Raw genomic sequence first — 19,583 nt, forward strand, 5'->3', positions numbered from 1 at the left:
ATCACGCTTTTTGTGCTAGGTGTCAAGTTCCCATAAAAATTACATGGTATTATATACAGTATTGGTGGTTTCTAGGTATAAGCAATTACGAGGTCATAATGGAAATAGAAAGTCAAAGCGAATATTTAGATCAAAAATTTTGTGATTTAGAATTTGAAGATGAAAAATTTGAACATTCCCTGTTTGAGCGGTGTGAATTTATCAATTGTAACTTTACGGGAAGTCGTTTTGCCGATTGCCGGTTTGTAGAATGTACTTTTTTAAAATGTAATCTCAGTTTAATTAGTATTCCTAATTCACGCTTTTCTATTTGTGAATTTAATGGCAGCAAGCTTGTGGGGATAGACTGGACAAAAGGATATTGGCCACGTTTTGATTTTTATTCTCAACTGAGTTTCAAAAGTTGTATTTTGAGTGGCAGTAATTTTTTTGCACTTAAACTCCATGAAACACAATTTGATGATTGCCGTTTACATGATATTGATTTTAGAAATGCGGAACTTAATAAATCAGTAATAACAGATTGCGATTTATCAAATAGCTTATTTATGCAAACCAATTTAACGTTGGTAGATTTTACGGGAACGCATTCCTTTACGATTGATATTCGCCAAAATACGCTAAAACAGGCTAAATTTTCACGTTTCGAAGCATTAGAGTTACTGTATGGTTTAGATATTCAATTGGTTGATTAGGTTATTTGAATAAATAAAAATGCCCTTTGCAGGCGCAACCTGAAAGGGCAGTTATTTAATATTACATAGCATACATAAGTCCTATTTGCTTATCTTCAATCTCAATACTAATTTTGTCACTATCGGGTGTTTCAATAGTCGCCAATGAGATAAAAAAAGCAATGACAATGATGGTATATACGAGAAACATACAAACCTCCCGTAATGCTTGGCGTTAACGATACTGCGCATAAGCGTGTTCGCTCAATTTAAGAATAAATGAGTTTTTTTAATTTGGAAATAGAGAGGACGTGTTTTTTGAACTATTTTTTCACATCGGTGTGTTATATCTATCTGCGAGACTCGCTAAGATAGAAGCAGAGCGATTAGCGCAAGAAGAAGCTAAACGTATTGCTGAAGAGGCGGAAAGGGCAGAGCAGGAAGCTGCAGAACGTAAGCAATATGGTCTTGGTAATAATGACGCATTGCTGTAATCGGGGATAAAAGTCTGTTTAATCATGACGAGGTTTTACACCAGAGTTACACCAGTTTTACACCAAGCAAAATCTAGGCATAAAAAAACCAACTCTAACAGGTTGGTTTTTCTATAAAAAGTTGGTCGGCATGATAGGATTTGAACCTACGACCCCCGACACCCCATGACGGTGCGCTACCAAGCTGCGCTACATGCCGAACTGCGATTTATACTACTCAATCTGATCTTAAAATCAAGAGGCTGCTATCGAGACTGGTTGATAATTAAGCACTAATTTTCATTAAAGCGTTTTAACTCAGTGAATATTTTCAGAAGCTCCGCCAAATTAGGTTTATCATCTTTTACCATAACACCTTGTTTATCATAAATATTAAACTGGCCATTGTGATCCATATACAGAGTTTGCGTATCAGTGGTAATGACCACATCATCATTATCCCCAGTAATCACCCAAGGATATGTACGTTGGTTGCTAAACAGATCCTCACCTTGGCTATAATCATCTGTTTGATTATTAACATGTAATAACCGTTGCATTAAGGTGGTCATGATATCTTGATGGCTAGTTAGCTTATTTATTTGTTGTGCAGGAGTATTTGGCCAGTAAATAAATAGCGGAACTTGCATTTTATCTCGATTAAACTGCTTGCCATCAAGCCAGTTATCCTCTTGTTTACCTTGGTTGTTATAATTCGCAGTGATAATTACGATAGTGTTCTCTAATCGGTTATCGCGTTTTAATGCTTCAATGACGCGATCAATTTGCTCATTAGTTTTAGCACTACCTGGCGTTCCTTTTATATTTAAAAAAGAGAACCAAGGAGAATCATGTTTGAGGTTATCTAGCCAGCTGGTCCATTGAGTAATCGTTAAGCCATCATTATCCGCTGTTTTAGCAGGTAATGAGTAATCCGATAAAATAGCTTGGCGGAATAATGGTGAGTTAAAGCCATCTGTTGAGAATAAACCAAATTGGTAACCTTGATGCTGTAATGCTTCTATCAAGACTGATGGGTGGCGTCCATTGAGAATATTATCAAGGTAAGTTGATGAAATTCCATAGAAAAGCCCAAATAAAGCAGTGTCGTCACGTAAACCCGTAGTATAGTGATTGGTAAACTGCGTACTCATTTTTTTGAAGTTGTTAAGAGCACTCATTGACGTTTGTTGGGCTTCATCACCCAAATCATCAACTACAAGTAACAGCAAATTGTACCCTGTACCTTGACTGTAGTAGCTCAACGGTTTGAGTGGGTAGTTAAGTTTTAGAGCTGTAGGGCTACCTTGCTGGAATACACGGTTTTGGTGTTCAGTCAGGTCAAGCAAACCATATCTATCCAATAACTTACGTGCAGTCATTGGTTGGGAGAGCGGATAGTTATAACGCTGCATGGTGATAGGACGGTAAAAATTCGCATCGGCCCACGCATACATTAAGTGCGTCATAATAAAAGTTACAATGAAAATACCCGCTAGAGGCTTACCAAAGGTTTGGCGATTTAAGCTGCGTAACTTTTGCCAGCTCCATGTTGCAAATAGCATTTCAACTAAGAAAATAATGGGAATACTGATAAACATCAGCTGCCATTCACGGGCCATTTCCCCTTTAGCGGGGTTGATAACTAAATCCCAGACTTGTGGTGTCAAATGAAGGCCAAACTGGCTAAAGACACGAATATCAAAGATAAGAAGCGTAATACCTGCCGTAGCAAGTGCAACGCAGATTAGCCTCAGCAGCCGCTGAGACATCACAATAAAGGTCAGTGGAAAAATAATGAGTAGGTATGCGGCAAAGACCACAAAACTAAAATGACCTAACCAACTGACGAAAGCATAGATGCGGCCAGTTAACGTGTCTGGCCAATCAAAAATAAACAGGTAACTACTACTCAGCACGAGGCTAAGCAGTATATTGAATAGTGCAAACCAGTGCCCCCAACCAATCATGTTAGAGACTTTGTCACGGTAGCGCTGATGGGTGACCATACTGTTTATTTCATTAATCAGTTAGTGTGATTTATCTTCTTTTACAGAAGAAAGTAATGCATTGGCAAACGATTCTGCAATCATTTTACGTTGTGCAGGAGCAACTGACGTATTGAGCAGGTTTGTTACCATATTACCTAACACCATCAGGGAAAGGTCAACAGGGGTATGGTTTTTTTCTAACACACTTACGAGGTCAGAGAGTAAACCTTCAACTTTGTCATCACTATAGCGAGATGATTGTGGCATAAATTGAGACATCCTAAATTAATGAAAGCTCCATATCATAGCGTATAGCCGCATGATTTTCTTCTTTCTTCGCAACAAATTTTTGTTTAAGTGATAATAATGCTTATTCAGATTCAAAAAGTGTGTATTAGTTCAGCATTTGGTGATGAAAAATGAGGCAAATGATAGTTTCTATTGCAGCGCATAGATATCAATGTTTGAATACGCGCGATAATATTTCTGCTAGAAGAAGGAGCCAACAATGAGTCTGGAAATTACCCAGATAGCTTTACATCAGTTGATTAAGCGAGATGAACAAACCTTAGAGGTGATGTTACGGGATTCTTTATTGACGGCGGATGATGTCGTACAGGACATGATGGCAGAATTGCACCGTGTTTATAGCGCAAAAAGTAAAGCCTTTGGTGAATTCAATGAAGAAAGTGAATTAGCTGATGCATTAAAACTCTTGCGCAAGGGTGAAGAAGAATTTTTAGGTTTTAGCCGTGCGATGACGGTTCGTTTAAAGGATGAGCTAGCGAAATACCCGTTTGCGGAAGGTGGGATTGTTCTTTTCTGCCAATATCGTTACCTTGCCGTCGAATATTTATTGATTTCCGTTCTCAATAGCTGCGACAGCATGTTTGTCACGGATACATTAGATTTGGGGACAACACACTATTTGGATATCCCACACGCAGATATCGTTGCCCGAATTGATTTAACCGAGTGGGAAACCAATCCAGAGTCGAAACGCTACTTAACATTCCTAAAAGGTCGAGTAGGGCGAAAAGTTTCTGATTTCTTTATGGATTTCTTGGCTGCATCTGAAGGCTTGAATGCAAAAGTGCAGAACAAAGGTTTAGTCCAAGCGTTGGACGACTTTTGCGATAATGCGCAGATGGATAAAAATACCCGCCAAGCGTATCGCCAACAAGTGCATAGCTACTGCACAGAGCAATTGCAATCTGGCGAAGAAATTGAATTACAAGCGTTGGCGAAAGAGCTGCCGATGGTAGAAGAACAAAGTTTTGATGATTTTGCTCGCCAAAATGACTACCAGTTGGAAGAGAGTTTCCCAGCAGATAGAGGGACACTTAAACAATTGACTAAATTTTCGGGTAGTGGCGGGGGAATTACCATTAGTTTTGATGCCATGTTGATGGGGGAACGTATTTTTTGGGATCCTGTGACAGATACATTAACGATTCGTGGTACACCACCAAACTTACGTGACCAGTTGCAACGTCGTGGTAGCAAATAAAATTCTTAGAGTAATTGGCTTCGTGCATTGATGGTTTGAGATTGGTGCACAAAATAATATCTTAGAAATAAATAACGCCGCAATTGCGGCGTTATTTACTCGGCGTCCCGAAAATTTCTAAAGCTCGGCTGTGGGCTTTAATTAAGCGCGCAGGAAGTCAATGTGCGTCACTTTTGGCTTAAATGGGTGACGTTGAACAGCCTGAACTTTTACTTTTGTTTCTTTACCATCGATAACCAGAGACAGAACTTCGTAAAATTCTGCTTTGCTTTCTTGGTTAATCACTTCATCGTGGTTCAGAGTGATAGAGATAGGCTCTTGGTTGCCACCGTAAACGATAGCTGGAAGCTGGTTATCTCTGCGCAGGCGGCGGCTCGCACCCTTACCCTGCTCTTTACGTTCAATTGCATTGATAGTTAACATTACTATTTCTCTATAAAAAGAAAATATAAATTCCTGCTACAGGCGACCCAGCAGCAGGTTCGAGATTTGGCCTAGGAATAACTCATTACAAGAAAGAGATATTTGAAGGCGGCGGCATTTTATCGAAAAAACCACCATCCAGCAATCATTAAGATCATTTATTGCGTTAGGAAAGGGCGTCTGAGATGCGAAATCGCCCTTGATAATCAAAAATTTTTTCTCTTATTTCCCAGAAACGGTCTTTTTTTCGAGCAACAATAAATTGAGGGTAACGTAATAATGATTGTTGCAAAATAATATCGTTTGCATCATTCCATTTAAATGGAACACCTGGCGCGCGTTGGTGTTCACGTAAAAAACGGTATTCAAACACACGGCGTTGGGCGGGGGTTGTTAAGCGATAACGCTCTGAAACACAAGTTCCATCTTCATCGAAATAGTTAATTTTAATCCACTCTCCTTTTGCATCACTGCCACTGATAAATTGCATACCACCGCATCGAATGATCAGCGCATCTTTTAATTTTAATGCGGCTTTAAGCATATCATCAGGATCAGTAAGCACTTCTTGGCATTTTTGACAACGACGAGCAGCGATATCATTTTCTGCACCACAGTGGGGACATTGCTTAAAGCGAAAACGAAATTCGCATTGTTGTTTTTGGCCACTCTCATCTTCTTCCCAGCCTTGGCATCGGCGGCCATAGTGTTCAATAATTTGCCCATCAGAGGTACATTTACCCCAAAACACATTGGCAAATTGGCAAAGAGGGCAAAAAACTTGCACAGGGACACTGGATGAGTTTGGTTTGCTGCTACCGACTTCGGGGCGATATAAATCATGAGGGTTACCTGCATAATCTAAAATTAGGCATTGGGTTTTCCCTTCGCAAAGTCGTAAGCCACGGCCCACAATTTGCTGATATAAGCTGACTGATTCCGTTGGGCGTAAAATTGCAATCACGTCAACATGGGGCGCATCAAAACCAGTTGTTAGAACAGATACATTGACGAGGTAATGTAATTCTCGCTTTTTAAATTGATTAATAATAGATTGCCTATCTGCGGCAGGAGTTTCGGCTGTGACTAAGGCCGCAGATTGTTCAGGTAAATAGCCTAAAACCTCTTTTGCGTGCTCGACAGTAGCTGCAAAAATCATACAGCCTTGCAATGGCATTGCATATTCTACAATCTGGGCAACGATTTTAGGGGTAATACGTTGCTGCTTTTTTAGTGAAAGATTAAGTTCTTGCTCACTAAAAATTCCCGCAGAGGTTAACGAAACTTGGCTAAAATCGTACTGTAGAACAGGCATATCTAGGCGTTCAGGGGGGACAAGAAACTTATTTTTGATCATATAATGCAGCGGTAATTCATAAATGCAATCACGAAAAAAACAGTTTTCATCACCACGAACGATACCATGGTAATGATATTGATAAATCCATCCGCTGCCTAAACGGTAAGGGGTCGCGGTTAAGCCTAAGATCCGCAACGCTGCATTACTTTTTTGTAAATGTTGAATAATTTGCTGGTATTGGCTTTTATCATTCAAACTGATACGGTGACATTCATCGATAATCACTAACGAAAACTGCCCATCAAAAGCAGCAAGATTACGTGCAACCGACTGTACACTGCCAAAAACCACTTTACTGTGTGACTCTTTTCGGTTTAGTCCAGCAGCAAAAATATCCGCTTCAAGGCCATAAGCGAGGTATTTACTATGATTTTGCTCGACTAATTCTTTTACATGAGCCAAGACCAATACTCGCCCACGAGCAAGACGAGCTAATTCAGCAATCACCAAACTTTTTCCTGCACCTGTAGGTAGCACAATAACGGCGGGCTGCGTGTGTTTGCGAAAGTAATGGATCGTCGCATCGACGGCTTCTTGTTGGTATGGACGTAAGGAAAAAGACATATTGCTCAATATTAGTTAAAAAAACAGGTGAATGAGGTTAAATTTAATTTAAAACAATGACTCTGTCTAAAGATACAGGTTGTTTCATGGAAACTATCCCTTAACTAGGGTTATTGTTATAATGAATTATGTGATAGCAATCACAGCAACCTTTCATTTATTATTCTGACAGTTGAGCGCTATTGTACGCTTCGCTGGCATTCCATCAAGTTAAGAGAATCTATGCGACTGGATAAATTTTTGTCCCAGCAATTAGGGATAAGCCGGAGTTTGGTAGCACGTGAGCTGCGTGCAGGTCTTGTGACGATTGACGGTGACGTTGTTAAATCGGGGTCATTTCAAGTCACGCTTGACCATGAAGTTGCTTATGATGGCAATGCGCTAGTGCAAGTTACCGGGCCTCGCTATTTTATGTTACATAAGCCACAAGGCTACATCTGTTCTACTGATGACCCAACTCACCCAACTATTCTCTATTTTATTGATGAACCCCTGGCGCAAAAATTACATTCTGCGGGGCGCTTAGATATTGATACAACAGGATTAGTTCTACTTACTGATGATGGGCAGTGGTCGCATCGCATTACATCGCCAAAACACCATTGTGAAAAAACCTATCGTGTTCAATTAAGTGAAGATATCGGCTCCGATGTTGCGAAGCAATTTGAGCAAGGTGTCATGTTAAACGGCGAAAAGTACCCAACAAAACCCGCTCAACTGGAAATTATAACGCCTCGTGATGTTCGCTTAACTATTAGTGAAGGCCGTTATCATCAAGTTAAACGGATGTTTGCTGCGGTAGGAAATCATGTTTGTGGATTACACCGTGAGCGAGTCGGGGATATTCACTTGGATGAAACCTTAGAGCAGGGCGAGTATCGCCCACTGACAGATGAAGAAATTAATAGCATAACTGTACCACGTAAATAAAAGCAGGAGTTTATAGAGTGCAACAGCAGCGTTCATCCTATTTGGGGCTGATTTTAATATTAGGCTTGTTGTCTATGCTAATGCCATTAGCCATCGACATGTACCTACCTAGCTTTCCGACGATGATGCATTATTTTAATGTAGATGAAGGGCGTATTCAGATGACGCTCAACAGCTACATTTTTGGTTTTGCGATTGGGCAACTTTTTTACGGGCCTATGGCTGACAGTATCGGTCGTAAACCAGTAATTTTAGGGGGAGTGGTTGTATTTGCTTTAGCATCAGCCGCTTGTGCAGTCACTGAATCAATTGATTCTCTTATTTGGCTACGTTTTTTGCATGGCTTTGCGGCAGCGGCAGCCAGTGTGGTGATCAATGCATTAATGCGCGATATGTTCACACGTGATGAATTCTCTAGAAGTATGTCATTTGTCGTCTTGGTGATGACTATTGCGCCATTATTAGCCCCGATTTTAGGCGGCGAATTGATGCGTTGGTTCTCATGGCATGCGATTTTCTGGAGCATTGCAATTGCGGCTGTGATTGCCGTGATCTTAGTGAGCTTTTTTGTGCGTGAAACACTCCCTGTGGCAAAAAGGCAAAAGTTTCATGTGGGAACGACGCTACGTCAATTTGCGACCTTATTTAGAGCAAAACAAGTGTTGTTCTATATCCTTGCCAGCTCATTTTCATTTGCAGGCATGTTTTCATTCTTAAATGCCGGAGCATTCGTTTATATCGACTTAAATGGTGTTTCCCCACAACATTTTGGCTACTATTTTGGCATTAACATTGTCTTCTTATTCATTATGACAACCATTAATAGCCGCTATGTTAGGCATTTTGGCGCGGAAAAAATGCTCTATTTTGGCATTATCATCCAATTTATTATGGGTATCTGGCTATTAGCGACAACAGCGTTTAACCTTGATTTTTGGACGTTAGTCATTGGTGTCGCTATTTATGTCAGTGGCATCGCGATGATTACATCTAATGCAATGGCAGTGATCCTCGATAATTACCCTCATATTGCAGGAACGGTTTCATCTTTAGCGGGAACCATTCGTTTTTCAATTGGTGCACTAGTCGGAACATTATTATCATTGATCCCCGCTAAGAATGCGTGGCCGATGGTTGGTTCGATGGTAGCTTGCGTTGCTTTATCAATGCTCTTTGTTTTATTAGCCAAAAAGGCAAAATAATCTTTAAGTTATCAGCTTCATGGATGAAACTGATAACTCCGTTCTTAGGTTTCACTTCCCTGATTATTCTTATTTTTCCTTAAGTTATCTTTTATCATTCACATTAAGTTGAGTTTTCTCGGCTCTATTGTTCGGTAATTACGATTAGTTTATCTATGGTATTAAAATACAAGATGAAAAATGATCTAAATCAATTATCATTATTGCGCTTTTTGTTAAATTTATGTTTTATCTGTCACTCGAAATAAGGGTGATTAAGTTAACTGAAAAGTCACGCCACATCAAAAATCTGAATGAATATTACTAATTTAATTTGGCAAATGTAAAAAACAGTTGATTGAATTATTGTTGGTGTTGATAAAAATCGTCAAAAATAATTTAATTTTTAATATTTTTAGCAGAAAAATGCACATGCAGTGATTTGTGTCACAAAAATTTAACGACACACCATAATTTTAATGTTATATTTAGCTTCTAATTTTTAACATTATCGTTACTTTTTTATGTGCTAAATCTTCGGTTTGAACGAGTAATTTTTGAAAGCAAGAACTTAACTTTCAAAAAAAGGCACTAGCGATAGAGTAGTTGACTTAGTGTTAGGTAAGTATGCGGGGCTCTTCCCTGTATTAGGCAAAATACCAATTGTTTTTATAGGATATTTTTGTGGAAAAATTAGGTCTTTCGGTGGTGCACAGGCTACCGCAAAGCTACCGCTGGTTATCAGGGAAAATAGGGACAGACGTTGAAGTTGTTCCTATGAATGATGCTGATAGCGATAACCTTGTGGGGCTAAAATTGCTTAGTCATGACTGTGCAACAGATTGTATAGCGATGCAGCAGTTGTCTGAATCGTTATCTGATATGCAAATTTCAAGTTCCATTTTAGAATGGCAGAAAGAGGTTTGCCTATTTATTCATGCAAATGATGAATTAGCGGCTATGTGTCGTTTGAAGGCTACGGGTGTGGCAATCGCGGAATTATCCTCAGGTTTTTATTGCGCTTAGTTAGCGCAAACAGTGGTATCTTTAATGAGTGAATACAATATTTACTCATTTTATGGTGGTTAGTGAGGGTTGCTGTCTATACCAGATTTCAATAGATTGGCTTGGTAATAATGCTGTGCTAGTTTTTTACCTAACAACAAGATTACCAATAAAAAAGCTTCCAAATTTGGAAGCTTTTTTATTGGTAAGGGAGGGAGGTTTACTGATGATTACGAGCCATTAATAATACGGCGGCTTGCGTAATATCTTTTACTCCAGTAACTGTTAGACATTTCAGAGACAATAACACCACTGCTAGTTGATGCATGAACAAACTTCTCATCACCAATGTAAATGCCAACATGTTTCATTGTGCGACCTGTTTTAAATAAAACAATGTCACCCACTTTTAAATTATTGCGTTTTACGCTTTTACCGGAAGACTCTTGTTCTGAAGTAGTACGGGGTAATTCAACACCGAATTGTTCAAAAAAGGTACGTTGAACGAAGCTTGAACAATCAATACCGCTTTTCGTTGTTCCACCTAATCGGTAGGCAACGCCTTTCCAGCTTGCGTATTGATTCATGATTTTAGATTTAGTGTCAACACTTTGTACTAATTCTTCAAATTCGTCTTGGGATGCCATTGTTAAAGAGTCGCCTGCAGCACCATTTAACATACGAACATCTGATTTAGCGGTATATTGAGTATTTTTTGTCGACTTCGGGTTAGTACATGCTGTGAGTGTAACGGCAATAGCAACTGCCGGAACAATGCGCCAAGCATAGCGCTTAAGTTTTTCAGAGGTTAACATTCTTATATATATCCCTTACCATTTTCTTTATCGCATTATTGTGTAAAGAGACACAACAAAACTAAACTTTTCCCTGTGAAAAACGCATTAATGATAACAGTGTGTTTTTCGCAGAAAGTGTTTATCACATTACCTAAATCTAAACTGATTTAGAGGTTCTAACGACCTTATTGAGTATAGATTAAAGCTCAATATTTGCTAATTCAGTTATGCTTGAATTTAGTACCGTAACAGCCCGAATACCAAACCTTAAAGAGCATACATAAACAAAGCCGAAATGGCGAGGTAATAGGGGGATAATTTACAAAACATTAGATAAAAGTGCATATTCTCCATTGGTTTATGTGATTATCGTCATATATAGCGTACTTATGCGTGTAAGCACGACGATTATTAATAATAAAATATGATCTTTCTCACATTTATTATTAGTGCGTTTCAGTTTATTTACTTAATAAGCGCTCTTTAACGTCCGAATGTAAAGAAGTTTAAGTTTTTGTCTGAAGAATTTGAAATATTGAGGAATTAGCTGATTAGAAAATGATGATTTATTGTCCGCTGGTGATTTGTTGACCAATAATAAATTGTAGATTCAATTACTACTGTATATTTATCAGTAATTGTTGTGATGCAGGATAGAAATATAAGAAAAAGGAATAATATATAATTACTCCTGAATTATAAAAACTATTCAAATTATCGAATAAGTATTAAATAAAAATGACAGTTCGAAAATTATAGAAAATTGATATTTATAATTTGACATGAAAATCTTTGTATAGTCGTTTTTCAAAATCAGAGAAACGACGGTTTAAAGTCGAGCGTGCAATAGTGGATGAAAAATAATCGAGGGGGATTAAATTAGATGAGCCTAGATTGTCGATAATTAAAAACTTTCCGTGGGGTTTATAACCTAATTGATAGACAATGTTGTAGGTTTTTAACGCCATGGTTGCAATGGCTTCTTTATAAATTGTTTTTTTGAATTCCCTATAAGCAATTTTCATGTTTTGTTGGTGTTTTAGATATGCATTTTTATTTTTAAGATAATAATCTAAAGTATGCGATACATTCCCTGTTTTATCCTTAATTAATTGAAACACGTAACCTAGCCCAAGATTGGTTTCTTGAGTGCCAAAGTAGTGAGAAATGGTTGTTGCTTGCTCTCCCTTTCGGTAAAGGCGTTTATAGTAGCGTACTTCTCTTAGTGTTTCTTTGTCATCACGGCCTTTTAGATGAATTTTGATGCAAAGCTCATCATCGTCAGGGTGCTGATAGCAGGCCCTTTGCCGTCCAGACGCAATCAAATTGGTAGGTAATAAATTAATTTTGTAGTTGAGTTTTTTTTTCATATTGAACAACACTATTTTTATCACATTGAATACAGATAAATAAAGAAAACGTTAATTTCGACGTTTATTATTACATTTTCGACTCATTTTAATAGATTGAATTTTCTGTGTGTAGCAATACGTGTGGTAATAAAAAGTGTGATCCAGTCTAATAATTTTATATTGGATATAATTCAATATGAAAAATAAAAAACTGCGGCCATAAGTGAAATCTCTCGCTATTTATTAAGAATAAGATGTCGTCCTCATTCAGTTGAACTGAATTATTCATTTTAAGAGTAAATAAATTACTAAAAATGACGATAACTTAATTTTAAGAGGAAATTTTTCCATGAATAGCTTAGTAAAAAAAATCACAGCATCTTTTTTGGCCTCAATGGTATTAACAACTAGCTTTTCTGTATTGGCTTCTCAAAACAGCGACCAAAAGCGCTCTAACTCTGCTGTTATCCGCTTTACTGGGGCAATAGTGGCTGCTCCATGTGTTATTGGAACGAATGACAACTTTATTGAAACAAAGTGTTGGAGTGACACAGGAAAGGAAAAAACAAAGTCAGTTGATATTTCCAAGTTGAAAACAACCGAACAGGTATTGCCTAATTTGAAGGGTACACAACAATTTAACTGGATTAATAAAGAAAAAACGATGGGTATTTACACCGTTAAGTATGATTGATTCCAATAAATACATGGAATAAGGAAGTAGTCGGCTAGGAGAGTGCCATGTTCAATAAAAATGTATGCCTATGAGTATGTTATTCATAGGCATAAGAATATAGATGTTATTTTGCTGAAATGTGATTAGTCACAACGGCCCATATAGCGGCGCTCAGGGATATGAATACGAATTTTTTCACCGCTGGTGAGGTATTCAGGAACCTGAACGGTCAAGCCCGTTGCCATCGTTGCCGGTTTAGTACGAGCACTGGCAGAGGCACCTTTAATGCCCGGTGTTGTTTCAACAATAACCATATCAACAGTTTGCGGTAATTCTAGCGCTAAAACTTGCCCATCCATCGTTAGAACTTGCATACCCGGTAATCCCTCTTCAGGGATAAACAGCAGTTCATCTTCAATATCTGCTTTTTTGAAAATATACGGCGTGTAGTCTTCGTTATCCATGAAAACATATTCATCACCATCAATATAAGAAAAGCTAACACCACGGCGAGTTAACGAAATCGTTTCTAAAATGTCATCGCCTTTAAAACGCTCTTCAACTTTTTGGCCTGTTTTGATATCAGTAAAGCGCATTTTGTATAATGTACTGGCTCCACGAGCACTAGGTGCTTGAATATCAATATCTTTAACCAGCAATAATTTGCCATTATAGTTGATCGCTAAACCACGTTTGATTTCGTTGGCCTTGGCCATAAATAACCTTCTTCGGTATTGTCAAAAAGAGTGCGACAAAATTACTCGCACAAACGCGATTAGGCAAGATGTTGAGGTCAATTTTCAGTGAAAATTTTTTGAAAAAATACAGATGGGAAATAATATAGCCCCGTAGGGCTATATTAAGAACGGCAAATTAGTAAATAGGGAGTAGGCCAGCCAAAGACATGATGTGTGCAACGGCGTTGATCAAACCAAATAGAATGACAAAACCGATAACTAATATGCCACCAGGTGCTTTGTAACTGTTGTTTGGATAACGTTTCCGGCTTGCTTTTGCCATTAATGCAGGGACAATCACAGCCCATATTGTTGCTGCTAACCCAGCAAAACCAATCGCGTAAATAAAGCCATTAGGGAAAATTAATGCCAAAACTGTTGGCGGGATAAAGGTGATTAAAATAGATTTCAAACGCCCTTGCTTGTCATCTGCGAATTTGAAGAAGTCAGCAATAAAATCAAATAAACCTAGTGACACACCTAAGAAAGAACTTGCCAATGCCATATACGAAAACAGATTCAAAAATTGGGAAATAAAGCTACTTTGTGTAGAAATATTCATCTGAGTCAGTAATGCATCGATATTGTTACCGTTTTCTCTGATTTCGATAAACGATGAACGAGGGATATTTCCTTGGATCGCATACTGCCATAAAATGTAAATAACAACCGTAATAATGGCACCGTAAGTTAAGCTTTTAACTACACTACAGCTGTCTTTATTATAGTATTTTACTAGTCCAGGTACGTTACCGTGGTAGCCAAATGAAGTTAACAGGTAAGGCAGTGCGGCTAAGGCATAAGGTAAATATTGTGTGTCGTTTTGTTCTACTTGGTTAAATAAAATGGCAGGTGAAGCGGTTGTGATCATCCCACCGATAGACATGATAAATGTAATAACCATCCCGCCAATTAAAATAGTGCTTAGTCTATCCACTGCACGTGTCGATAACCAAACGAAAAATGCAACAATAAACGCAAAAACCAAACCTGCCCCAGCTTGTGGAATTTGAATATGTTCTGCTAAGTTTGCGGTAATTATAGAACTGCCCGCAGAAATATAAGCATAAGTTAGAATATACAGAACAAAAGTCACCGATAAACTGTTAATAGTATTCCAACCGGTACCCAATAAATCTTTTACCATGGTATGAAAGCTAGCGCCTGCTGGGTAATTCATATTCGCTTCTAAAATCATTAGCCCAGAAAGTAACATACAAATAAAGGTATAAATTAACAGGATAATAGAGCCTGAAAACCATACGCCTGAAGTCACCATTGGAATTGAAAACATGCCTGCACCAACTGCGGTACCTGCAATGATCATTGCGCCCCCTAATATAGAAGGGCTTTTTGGTTGTGTTGTCCCATTAACGGCCATGGTGGCTCCTAATAAATTGTTTCACTGTACTAGCTAAATGATACGGTAGTGGCAAAGTATTGTAAATAAGGAAAATAAAATAAACTGAACAATTTGAAAGAGATGGTGAAGAAACATACAAATTAATTTAATTTGTATGTTTTATATGGGAGTTAAATAGATTGGTTGTAAAAGCGCTGATTTAACCAAAGGTTGATGGCATTACGGCTTGCCTCAAAATGGGGTTCTGGCAGAGAATCAGGAAATACCCATATAAGGCTTTCGCATTTATCGTCTTCCATAATTTGCGGTTGCTTGTCGCCGTTATATTCGACATGCAGACAAATGGAAACGGTATGCTTGCCTTCTTGCTGATAAGTTTGCAAGTTATTGCTGATACCAAATACACGAGGTGCTGCGATATCAATGCCAATTTCTTCTTTTATTTCTCGGATAGCACAGGCTTCAAATGTTTCCCCCGGGTCGACGTGCCCACCAAAAATAGACCAGTAGGGGGCGTGTTTGCTGCTACGCTTACCCAATAAAACCTGCCCTTGTTTGTTGGTAATGATAACGCCGACGCCAACAACGACGTTTATTGGCTGAGACATATTCCCTCCTTTTTCTTTTTATTTTCAGCGCGAAGATTTTGCCATGGGATAGGCGAAAAACAAGCAGGAAAAAGTATAAATAGCACTGAAAACAACACGTTTTAATGTTATAACTATGGCATACATCTAATGATATGATAATCATGATAAGGGAGATTAGTGGTTATGACTCGCCGGGTTGCTACAATTACATTAAATCCTGCTTACGACCTTGTAGGGTTGTGCTCGTCTATTGAAGTGGGTGAAGTTAACTTAGTCAAAACCGCTAGCCTGAATGCCGGAGGAAAAGGAGTCAACGTAGCGAAAGTGCTGCGTGATCTGGGCATTGATATTACCGTTAGTGGTTTTATGGGAAAAGACAATCAAGAAGAATTCCAACATTTCTTCAGCGAAAATGGCATGGCAAACCGTTTTAGTATGGTGCCTGGGCGAACACGTATTAATGTCAAACTCACTGAAAATAATGGGAAATCAACCGATTTTAATTTTTCTGGTTTTGATGTGAGCAAAGAAGACTGGAACCGTTTTTCAACGGAATCATTAAATTGGTTAGGTCACTTTGATATGGTGGTGGTGAGTGGAAGCTTGCCTAACGGTATTGATCCAGAAGAATTTACCCGTTGGATGACTCGCTTACGTCAATTGTGCCCATGTATCATTTTCGACAGTAGCCGTGAAGCATTGAAAGCGGGCTTAAAATCCTCGCCTTGGTTGGTAAAACCGAATCGTCATGAATTAGAAAGTTGGGTTGGGCGCAAACTACCGGATTTAAAAGATGTGATTGCAGCGGCACATGAGCTAAGAGATAAAGGCATTTCTCATGTCGTCATTTCATTGGGTGAGGAAGGGGCATTGTGGGTTAATGCTTCAGGCTCTTGGTTAGCTAAGCCGCCACATTGTGAAGTCATCAGTACAGTCGGAGCGGGCGACTCGATGGTTGCCGGCCTTGCTTACGGACTCCTCAATGGTGAATCAAGCGAGCACACATTGCGCATGGCCACTGCAATTTCGGCGTTATCAGTTTCACAAGCAGATGTCGGTTTAAAGAACCGCAGTAAGTTAGCCGACATGATGGCTAAGATTGAAATGAAGTCGCTGTAATTACTGATTGTTTGAAAAGAAACCCCGCGTTATTTATTACGTGGGGTTTTTTGTTAGTATTCAGACGTTGGTTGTTGTGGTTGCTGCAAATTTTCGTATAAAACTATCCCAGAAATATCGATTTTATCTTCGAGTAAGCGTAAATCGTAATGAGTTTGTAGCCGTAGCCAAAACTCGGGGTTACTACCTAAAGCCGCTGAAATACGGATCGCGAGAGCAGGGGTTAAGGCTGTTTTTCCCGAAAGAAAGCGGGAAACGGTTGCGGGTGTGACACCAATATTTCTGGCAAATTGCCGAACACCAATGCCTAAGTCATCTAAAATATTTGCAACCATAATGCCGGGATGGGTAACAATGGCCTGTTTCATTAGTGGTAGTCCTCTAAATTTAAAATGTAAGCATCGCCATTAATGAACTCAAATGTAATACGCCAATTTGCACGAACAGTAATTGACCAAATATTAACTCGCTCACCTTTTAATTGATGAAGGTTAAATGTGAAAATATCTAAATCATCAATAAAGTTGGCGGAATCAATAGCCTGAAGCCTATCATTTATACGTGAAGCATCTTTAGGGGAAACACCTGAAAGTGTTCCTTTTTCAAATAGTTGCTTTAATCCTTTGTGTTTAAATGATTTAATCATATCACCTTCCGTTACGTGACTTGTAACACCTTATCAGGGTGTTACAAGCAGTGCAACATAAAGGTGACATAAGCAAATAGAAACGAATCCTAAATTTTAATAGGGCTCTATCAATGTTAGCTATTTTGTTGGGATTTCAGCCAGGCAATTTCTTGTGGCCAGATATCTGGGTTGATTGTTTCTAAAATCAGCGGGATCCCATCAAATCGGCTGTCTTGCATAATATATGTAAACGGTGCGAAACCAATATTCCCTTCACCCAAGCTGTGGTGACGGTCAACGCGGCTGGCAAATTCACTTTTAGCATCATTCAGATGCATGCCTTTTAGAAACTCAAAACCGACAATCTCTGAAAATTGGGTGAATGTTTTATCGCAATCTTCAATTGTGCGTAAATCATAACCTGCGGCGAAGGCATGGCAAGTATCGATACAAACACCCACACGGCTTTTATCTTTTACACCCTCGATGATTTTCGCGAGATGAGTAAAATCAAAGCCTAAGTTAGTGCCTTGCCCTGCGGTATTTTCAATGACTGCGGTGACACCTTCAGTTTCGGCTAATGCAATATTAATGGACTCTGCAATACGTGCTAAGCAATCATCCACTTCAATTTGTTTTAAATGACTACCGGGGTGAAAGTTTAATAAATCAATACCAAGCTGTTCACAACGTTGCATTTCATCAATAAAGGCAACTCGTGATTTTTCTAGGGCTTCAAACTCAGGGTGACCTAAATTAATTAAATAGCTGTCATGGGGCAGGATTTGGTGTTTCCCATAACCGTATTTTGCACAGTTAGTTTTAAACTTTTGAATAACTTCTTCACTCAATGGCGCGGCTTTCCATTGGCGTTGGTTTTTGGTGAATAATGCAAAGGCAGTGGCATTAATCTCATGGGCGCGAATAACGGCTTGGTCAACGCCACCAGAGGCGCTGACGTGTGCTCCAACAAATTTCATTTTTGACTCCTTTTTATTGAAGTATGCCATTAATAAGCGCATAAATGAAATCAACAAAAAAGCCGCTTAATTAAGCGGCTAAAGTCGGAGGCACACATTAAAAGATATTTTGTATTAAGAGATTAATTAATAAACCACCAACGATTAACCAAGCAAATAAAATCAATGCCATTAATAATGGTTTAATACCCGCTTGTCGGATTGCACTGACATGAGTAGTTAAACCTAATGCTACCATTGCCATTGCAAGTAAAACCGTATCTAACACGATGATTTGTTGGACTAACGCTTGTGGCAATAAATGTAATGAGTTAAACCCTGCTACTAAGATAAAGAATACAGCAAACCAAGGGATGGTAATTTTGCTTTTTTCCGCTGAATGACCATTTTTTGCCGCCGCTTTACGGCTTAAAAAAGCAGATAAAATAATTAAAAATGGCGCTAGCATCATAACTCTGATCATTTTCGCAATAACAGACGCATTTTCTGCATCAGTACCAATGGTATGGCCTGCGGCAACCACTTGCGCGACTTCATGCACGGTTGAACCAATGTAAATACCGAATGTTTCTTGGGTTGCTGTAAACCAACCAAAGTGTGCATTTAATTGGTAAATCCAAGGGTAAACGAAGATACAAATTGTCCCGAAAATAACGACAGTAGAAACGGCAACTGCGACTTTACTCGCTGAAGCTTTTACTACGGGCTCTGTTGCCATGACGGCTGCTGCACCACAAATACTGCTGCCTGCACCGATCAAGATGGTCGTTTCATCATCTAGGCCAAAGACTTTTTTTCCTAACCAGTAGGCTAATAAGAAAGTCGATGTTAGGGTCAATGCATCGATAATAACCCCAGTAGCACCCACATCAGTAATTTGTTGGAACGTTAAACGAAAGCCGTAAAGGATGATCCCTGCACGTAAAAAGTAGTGTTTAGCGAATTTGACGCCTGCATCACAAGACTTACTTGCGGCTGGGTAAAAGGTATTTCCCACAACAATCCCCAATAAAATGGCGAGTGTTAATGCACCTAAACCAATATCCATAAACCATGATTGGTCACCAAGGTAGATGGCGATGGCCGTTAAAATACCGGCTAATAGGAGTCCCGGTAATAATTTCAAAATAGGGTGAAAGCTATTTTGATTTAGGGTGTGAATGTCGCTTTTATCCATGATAATGCTCTTTATTGCTGCTTATATGATTTGGTAATAAGCATATAATAAAA

At 38.8% G+C, this 19,583-nt stretch carries 21 protein-coding genes and 1 tRNA gene; 8 read left to right on the forward strand and 14 right to left on the reverse strand.

Features of this window, described 5'->3' with window-relative positions; all coding sequences use genetic code 11:
- The first annotated feature begins 77 nt into the window (after positions 1-77).
- Together AC4IFT_RS05040 and AC4IFT_RS05045 are read left to right on the forward strand one after the other, a co-directional pair.
- Complete coding sequence (locus AC4IFT_RS05040) at positions 78-695, forward strand: pentapeptide repeat-containing protein (RefSeq protein ID WP_490750809.1); 618 nt, start codon at positions 78-80, stop codon at positions 693-695.
- Between the two features lie 290 nt (positions 696-985).
- The gene (locus tag AC4IFT_RS05045; RefSeq protein ID WP_490750753.1) at positions 986-1,168 is read left to right on the forward strand and encodes a hypothetical protein; all 183 of its coding nucleotides are present in this window, start codon (positions 986-988) and stop codon (positions 1,166-1,168) included.
- A 122-nt stretch (positions 1,169-1,290) separates the two neighbouring features.
- Here the strand turns inward: AC4IFT_RS05045 and AC4IFT_RS05050 are convergent.
- The 3 genes from AC4IFT_RS05050 to AC4IFT_RS05060 all read right to left on the reverse strand — a co-directional run bounded on the left by AC4IFT_RS05050 (position 1,291) and on the right by AC4IFT_RS05060 (position 3,405).
- A tRNA-Pro gene (locus AC4IFT_RS05050) sits at positions 1,291-1,367 on the reverse strand.
- Between the two features lie 73 nt (positions 1,368-1,440).
- Entirely contained in the window at positions 1,441-3,156 is a 1,716-nt protein-coding gene (gene yejM, locus AC4IFT_RS05055; protein WP_490750754.1) for an LPS biosynthesis-modulating metalloenzyme YejM, read from the reverse strand.
- 21 nt (positions 3,157-3,177) lie between these two features.
- A complete protein-coding gene (locus tag AC4IFT_RS05060; RefSeq protein ID WP_219247299.1) occupies positions 3,178-3,405 on the reverse strand; it encodes a YejL family protein in 228 nt (75 codons plus the stop codon).
- Positions 3,406-3,646: 241 nt separating this feature from the next.
- Between AC4IFT_RS05060 and yejK the strand changes: the two genes are divergently transcribed.
- Complete coding sequence (yejK, locus tag AC4IFT_RS05065; RefSeq protein WP_490731177.1) at positions 3,647-4,648, forward strand: nucleoid-associated protein YejK; 1,002 nt, start codon at positions 3,647-3,649, stop codon at positions 4,646-4,648.
- A gap of 141 nt (positions 4,649-4,789) precedes the next feature.
- Here the strand turns inward: yejK and rplY are convergent, their stop codons facing one another.
- Together rplY and radD are read right to left on the reverse strand one after the other, a co-directional pair.
- Positions 4,790-5,071: a 50S ribosomal protein L25 gene (rplY, locus tag AC4IFT_RS05070; protein WP_219247303.1), complete on the reverse strand. Its 282-nt coding sequence runs from the start codon at positions 5,069-5,071 to the stop codon at positions 4,790-4,792.
- Positions 5,072-5,237: 166 nt separating this feature from the next.
- Positions 5,238-6,995, reverse strand: coding sequence for a DNA repair helicase RadD (radD, locus tag AC4IFT_RS05075; protein ID WP_490750755.1), 1,758 nt, complete (start codon positions 6,993-6,995; stop codon positions 5,238-5,240).
- 222 nt (positions 6,996-7,217) lie between these two features.
- On the opposite strand from radD, the gene rsuA reads away from it, so the two are divergent.
- The 3 genes from rsuA to AC4IFT_RS05090 all read left to right on the forward strand — a co-directional run bounded on the left by rsuA (position 7,218) and on the right by AC4IFT_RS05090 (position 10,132).
- Positions 7,218-7,925: a 16S rRNA pseudouridine(516) synthase RsuA gene (gene rsuA / locus AC4IFT_RS05080; RefSeq protein ID WP_490731172.1), complete on the forward strand. Its 708-nt coding sequence runs from the start codon at positions 7,218-7,220 to the stop codon at positions 7,923-7,925.
- A 17-nt stretch (positions 7,926-7,942) separates the two neighbouring features.
- Complete coding sequence (locus tag AC4IFT_RS05085; RefSeq protein WP_490731170.1) at positions 7,943-9,127, forward strand: Bcr/CflA family multidrug efflux MFS transporter; 1,185 nt, start codon at positions 7,943-7,945, stop codon at positions 9,125-9,127.
- A 663-nt stretch (positions 9,128-9,790) separates the two neighbouring features.
- Complete coding sequence (locus tag AC4IFT_RS05090; protein WP_490731168.1) at positions 9,791-10,132, forward strand: YejG family protein; 342 nt, start codon at positions 9,791-9,793, stop codon at positions 10,130-10,132.
- A gap of 209 nt (positions 10,133-10,341) precedes the next feature.
- Here AC4IFT_RS05090 and mepS read toward each other — a convergent pair whose 3' ends face one another.
- On the reverse strand, positions 10,342-10,926 hold the full coding sequence (gene mepS / locus AC4IFT_RS05095; protein WP_206082285.1) for a bifunctional murein DD-endopeptidase/murein LD-carboxypeptidase: 585 nt from the start codon (positions 10,924-10,926) through the stop codon (positions 10,342-10,344).
- A 752-nt stretch (positions 10,927-11,678) separates the two neighbouring features.
- On the reverse strand, positions 11,679-12,278 hold the full coding sequence (locus tag AC4IFT_RS05100) for a YrbL family protein (protein ID WP_490731166.1): 600 nt from the start codon (positions 12,276-12,278) through the stop codon (positions 11,679-11,681).
- A gap of 331 nt (positions 12,279-12,609) precedes the next feature.
- Here AC4IFT_RS05100 and AC4IFT_RS05105 point away from each other — a divergent pair, with 331 nt between their 5' ends.
- Entirely contained in the window at positions 12,610-12,954 is a 345-nt protein-coding gene (locus tag AC4IFT_RS05105) for a YmdA family protein (protein ID WP_490731164.1), read from the forward strand.
- 125 nt (positions 12,955-13,079) lie between these two features.
- Here AC4IFT_RS05105 and yeiP read toward each other — a convergent pair whose 3' ends face one another.
- The 3 genes from yeiP to AC4IFT_RS05120 form a co-directional block, all read right to left on the reverse strand.
- Positions 13,080-13,652 carry an elongation factor P-like protein YeiP gene (gene yeiP, locus AC4IFT_RS05110; protein WP_219247317.1) on the reverse strand — a complete coding sequence of 191 codons (573 nt, stop codon included), beginning with the start codon at positions 13,650-13,652 and terminating at the stop codon, positions 13,080-13,082.
- A 157-nt stretch (positions 13,653-13,809) separates the two neighbouring features.
- Positions 13,810-15,054, reverse strand: coding sequence for a tryptophan permease (gene mtr / locus AC4IFT_RS05115; protein WP_490750756.1), 1,245 nt, complete (start codon positions 15,052-15,054; stop codon positions 13,810-13,812).
- Positions 15,055-15,206: 152 nt separating this feature from the next.
- Positions 15,207-15,644, reverse strand: a complete 438-nt coding sequence (locus AC4IFT_RS05120; RefSeq protein ID WP_490731160.1) for a nucleotide triphosphate diphosphatase NUDT15 — start codon at positions 15,642-15,644, stop codon at positions 15,207-15,209.
- A gap of 165 nt (positions 15,645-15,809) precedes the next feature.
- Here AC4IFT_RS05120 and fruK point away from each other — a divergent pair, with 165 nt between their 5' ends.
- Entirely contained in the window at positions 15,810-16,745 is a 936-nt protein-coding gene (gene fruK / locus AC4IFT_RS05125) for a 1-phosphofructokinase (protein WP_219249385.1), read from the forward strand.
- Between the two features lie 53 nt (positions 16,746-16,798).
- Here fruK and AC4IFT_RS05130 read toward each other — a convergent pair whose 3' ends face one another.
- The 4 genes from AC4IFT_RS05130 to AC4IFT_RS05145 all read right to left on the reverse strand — a co-directional run bounded on the left by AC4IFT_RS05130 (position 16,799) and on the right by AC4IFT_RS05145 (position 19,530).
- Positions 16,799-17,113, reverse strand: coding sequence for a HigA family addiction module antitoxin (locus AC4IFT_RS05130; protein ID WP_349424675.1), 315 nt, complete (start codon positions 17,111-17,113; stop codon positions 16,799-16,801).
- On the reverse strand, positions 17,113-17,391 hold the full coding sequence (locus AC4IFT_RS05135) for a type II toxin-antitoxin system RelE/ParE family toxin (RefSeq protein WP_490750757.1): 279 nt from the start codon (positions 17,389-17,391) through the stop codon (positions 17,113-17,115). Before AC4IFT_RS05135 ends, AC4IFT_RS05130 begins: the two co-directional genes overlap by 1 nt.
- Positions 17,392-17,507: 116 nt before the next feature.
- A complete protein-coding gene (gene nfo, locus AC4IFT_RS05140; RefSeq protein ID WP_490750758.1) occupies positions 17,508-18,353 on the reverse strand; it encodes a deoxyribonuclease IV in 846 nt (281 codons plus the stop codon).
- 97 nt (positions 18,354-18,450) lie between these two features.
- Complete coding sequence (locus AC4IFT_RS05145; RefSeq protein WP_490731151.1) at positions 18,451-19,530, reverse strand: YeiH family putative sulfate export transporter; 1,080 nt, start codon at positions 19,528-19,530, stop codon at positions 18,451-18,453.
- Between the last annotated feature and the right edge of the window lie 53 nt (positions 19,531-19,583).

The sequence above is a fragment of the Providencia sp. UF-183 genome, assembly GCF_058246155.1.

What these genes read in the sequence shown, in the direction of transcription:
- yejM (WP_490750754.1), bottom strand. Translation starts at nt 3,156, where the DNA reads ATGGTCACCCATCAGCGCTACCGTGACAAAGTCTCTAACATGATTGGT.
- AC4IFT_RS05120 (WP_490731160.1), bottom strand. Translation starts at nt 15,644, where the DNA reads ATGTCTCAGCCAATAAACGTCGTTGTTGGCGTCGGCGTTATCATTACC.
- mtr (WP_490750756.1), bottom strand. Translation starts at nt 15,054, where the DNA reads ATGGCCGTTAATGGGACAACACAACCAAAAAGCCCTTCTATATTAGGG.
- mepS (WP_206082285.1), bottom strand. Translation starts at nt 10,926, where the DNA reads ATGTTAACCTCTGAAAAACTTAAGCGCTATGCTTGGCGCATTGTTCCG.
- rsuA (WP_490731172.1), top strand. Translation starts at nt 7,218, where the DNA reads ATGCGACTGGATAAATTTTTGTCCCAGCAATTAGGGATAAGCCGGAGT.
- AC4IFT_RS05105 (WP_490731164.1), top strand. Translation starts at nt 12,610, where the DNA reads ATGAATAGCTTAGTAAAAAAAATCACAGCATCTTTTTTGGCCTCAATG.
- yeiP (WP_219247317.1), bottom strand. Translation starts at nt 13,652, where the DNA reads ATGGCCAAGGCCAACGAAATCAAACGTGGTTTAGCGATCAACTATAAT.
- AC4IFT_RS05135 (WP_490750757.1), bottom strand. Translation starts at nt 17,391, where the DNA reads ATGATTAAATCATTTAAACACAAAGGATTAAAGCAACTATTTGAAAAA.
- fruK (WP_219249385.1), top strand. Translation starts at nt 15,810, where the DNA reads ATGACTCGCCGGGTTGCTACAATTACATTAAATCCTGCTTACGACCTT.
- AC4IFT_RS05100 (WP_490731166.1), bottom strand. Translation starts at nt 12,278, where the DNA reads ATGAAAAAAAAACTCAACTACAAAATTAATTTATTACCTACCAATTTG.
- radD (WP_490750755.1), bottom strand. Translation starts at nt 6,995, where the DNA reads ATGTCTTTTTCCTTACGTCCATACCAACAAGAAGCCGTCGATGCGACG.
- rplY (WP_219247303.1), bottom strand. Translation starts at nt 5,071, where the DNA reads ATGTTAACTATCAATGCAATTGAACGTAAAGAGCAGGGTAAGGGTGCG.
- AC4IFT_RS05130 (WP_349424675.1), bottom strand. Translation starts at nt 17,113, where the DNA reads ATGAAACAGGCCATTGTTACCCATCCCGGCATTATGGTTGCAAATATT.
- nfo (WP_490750758.1), bottom strand. Translation starts at nt 18,353, where the DNA reads ATGAAATTTGTTGGAGCACACGTCAGCGCCTCTGGTGGCGTTGACCAA.
- AC4IFT_RS05145 (WP_490731151.1), bottom strand. Translation starts at nt 19,530, where the DNA reads ATGGATAAAAGCGACATTCACACCCTAAATCAAAATAGCTTTCACCCT.
- AC4IFT_RS05060 (WP_219247299.1), bottom strand. Translation starts at nt 3,405, where the DNA reads ATGCCACAATCATCTCGCTATAGTGATGACAAAGTTGAAGGTTTACTC.
- yejK (WP_490731177.1), top strand. Translation starts at nt 3,647, where the DNA reads ATGAGTCTGGAAATTACCCAGATAGCTTTACATCAGTTGATTAAGCGA.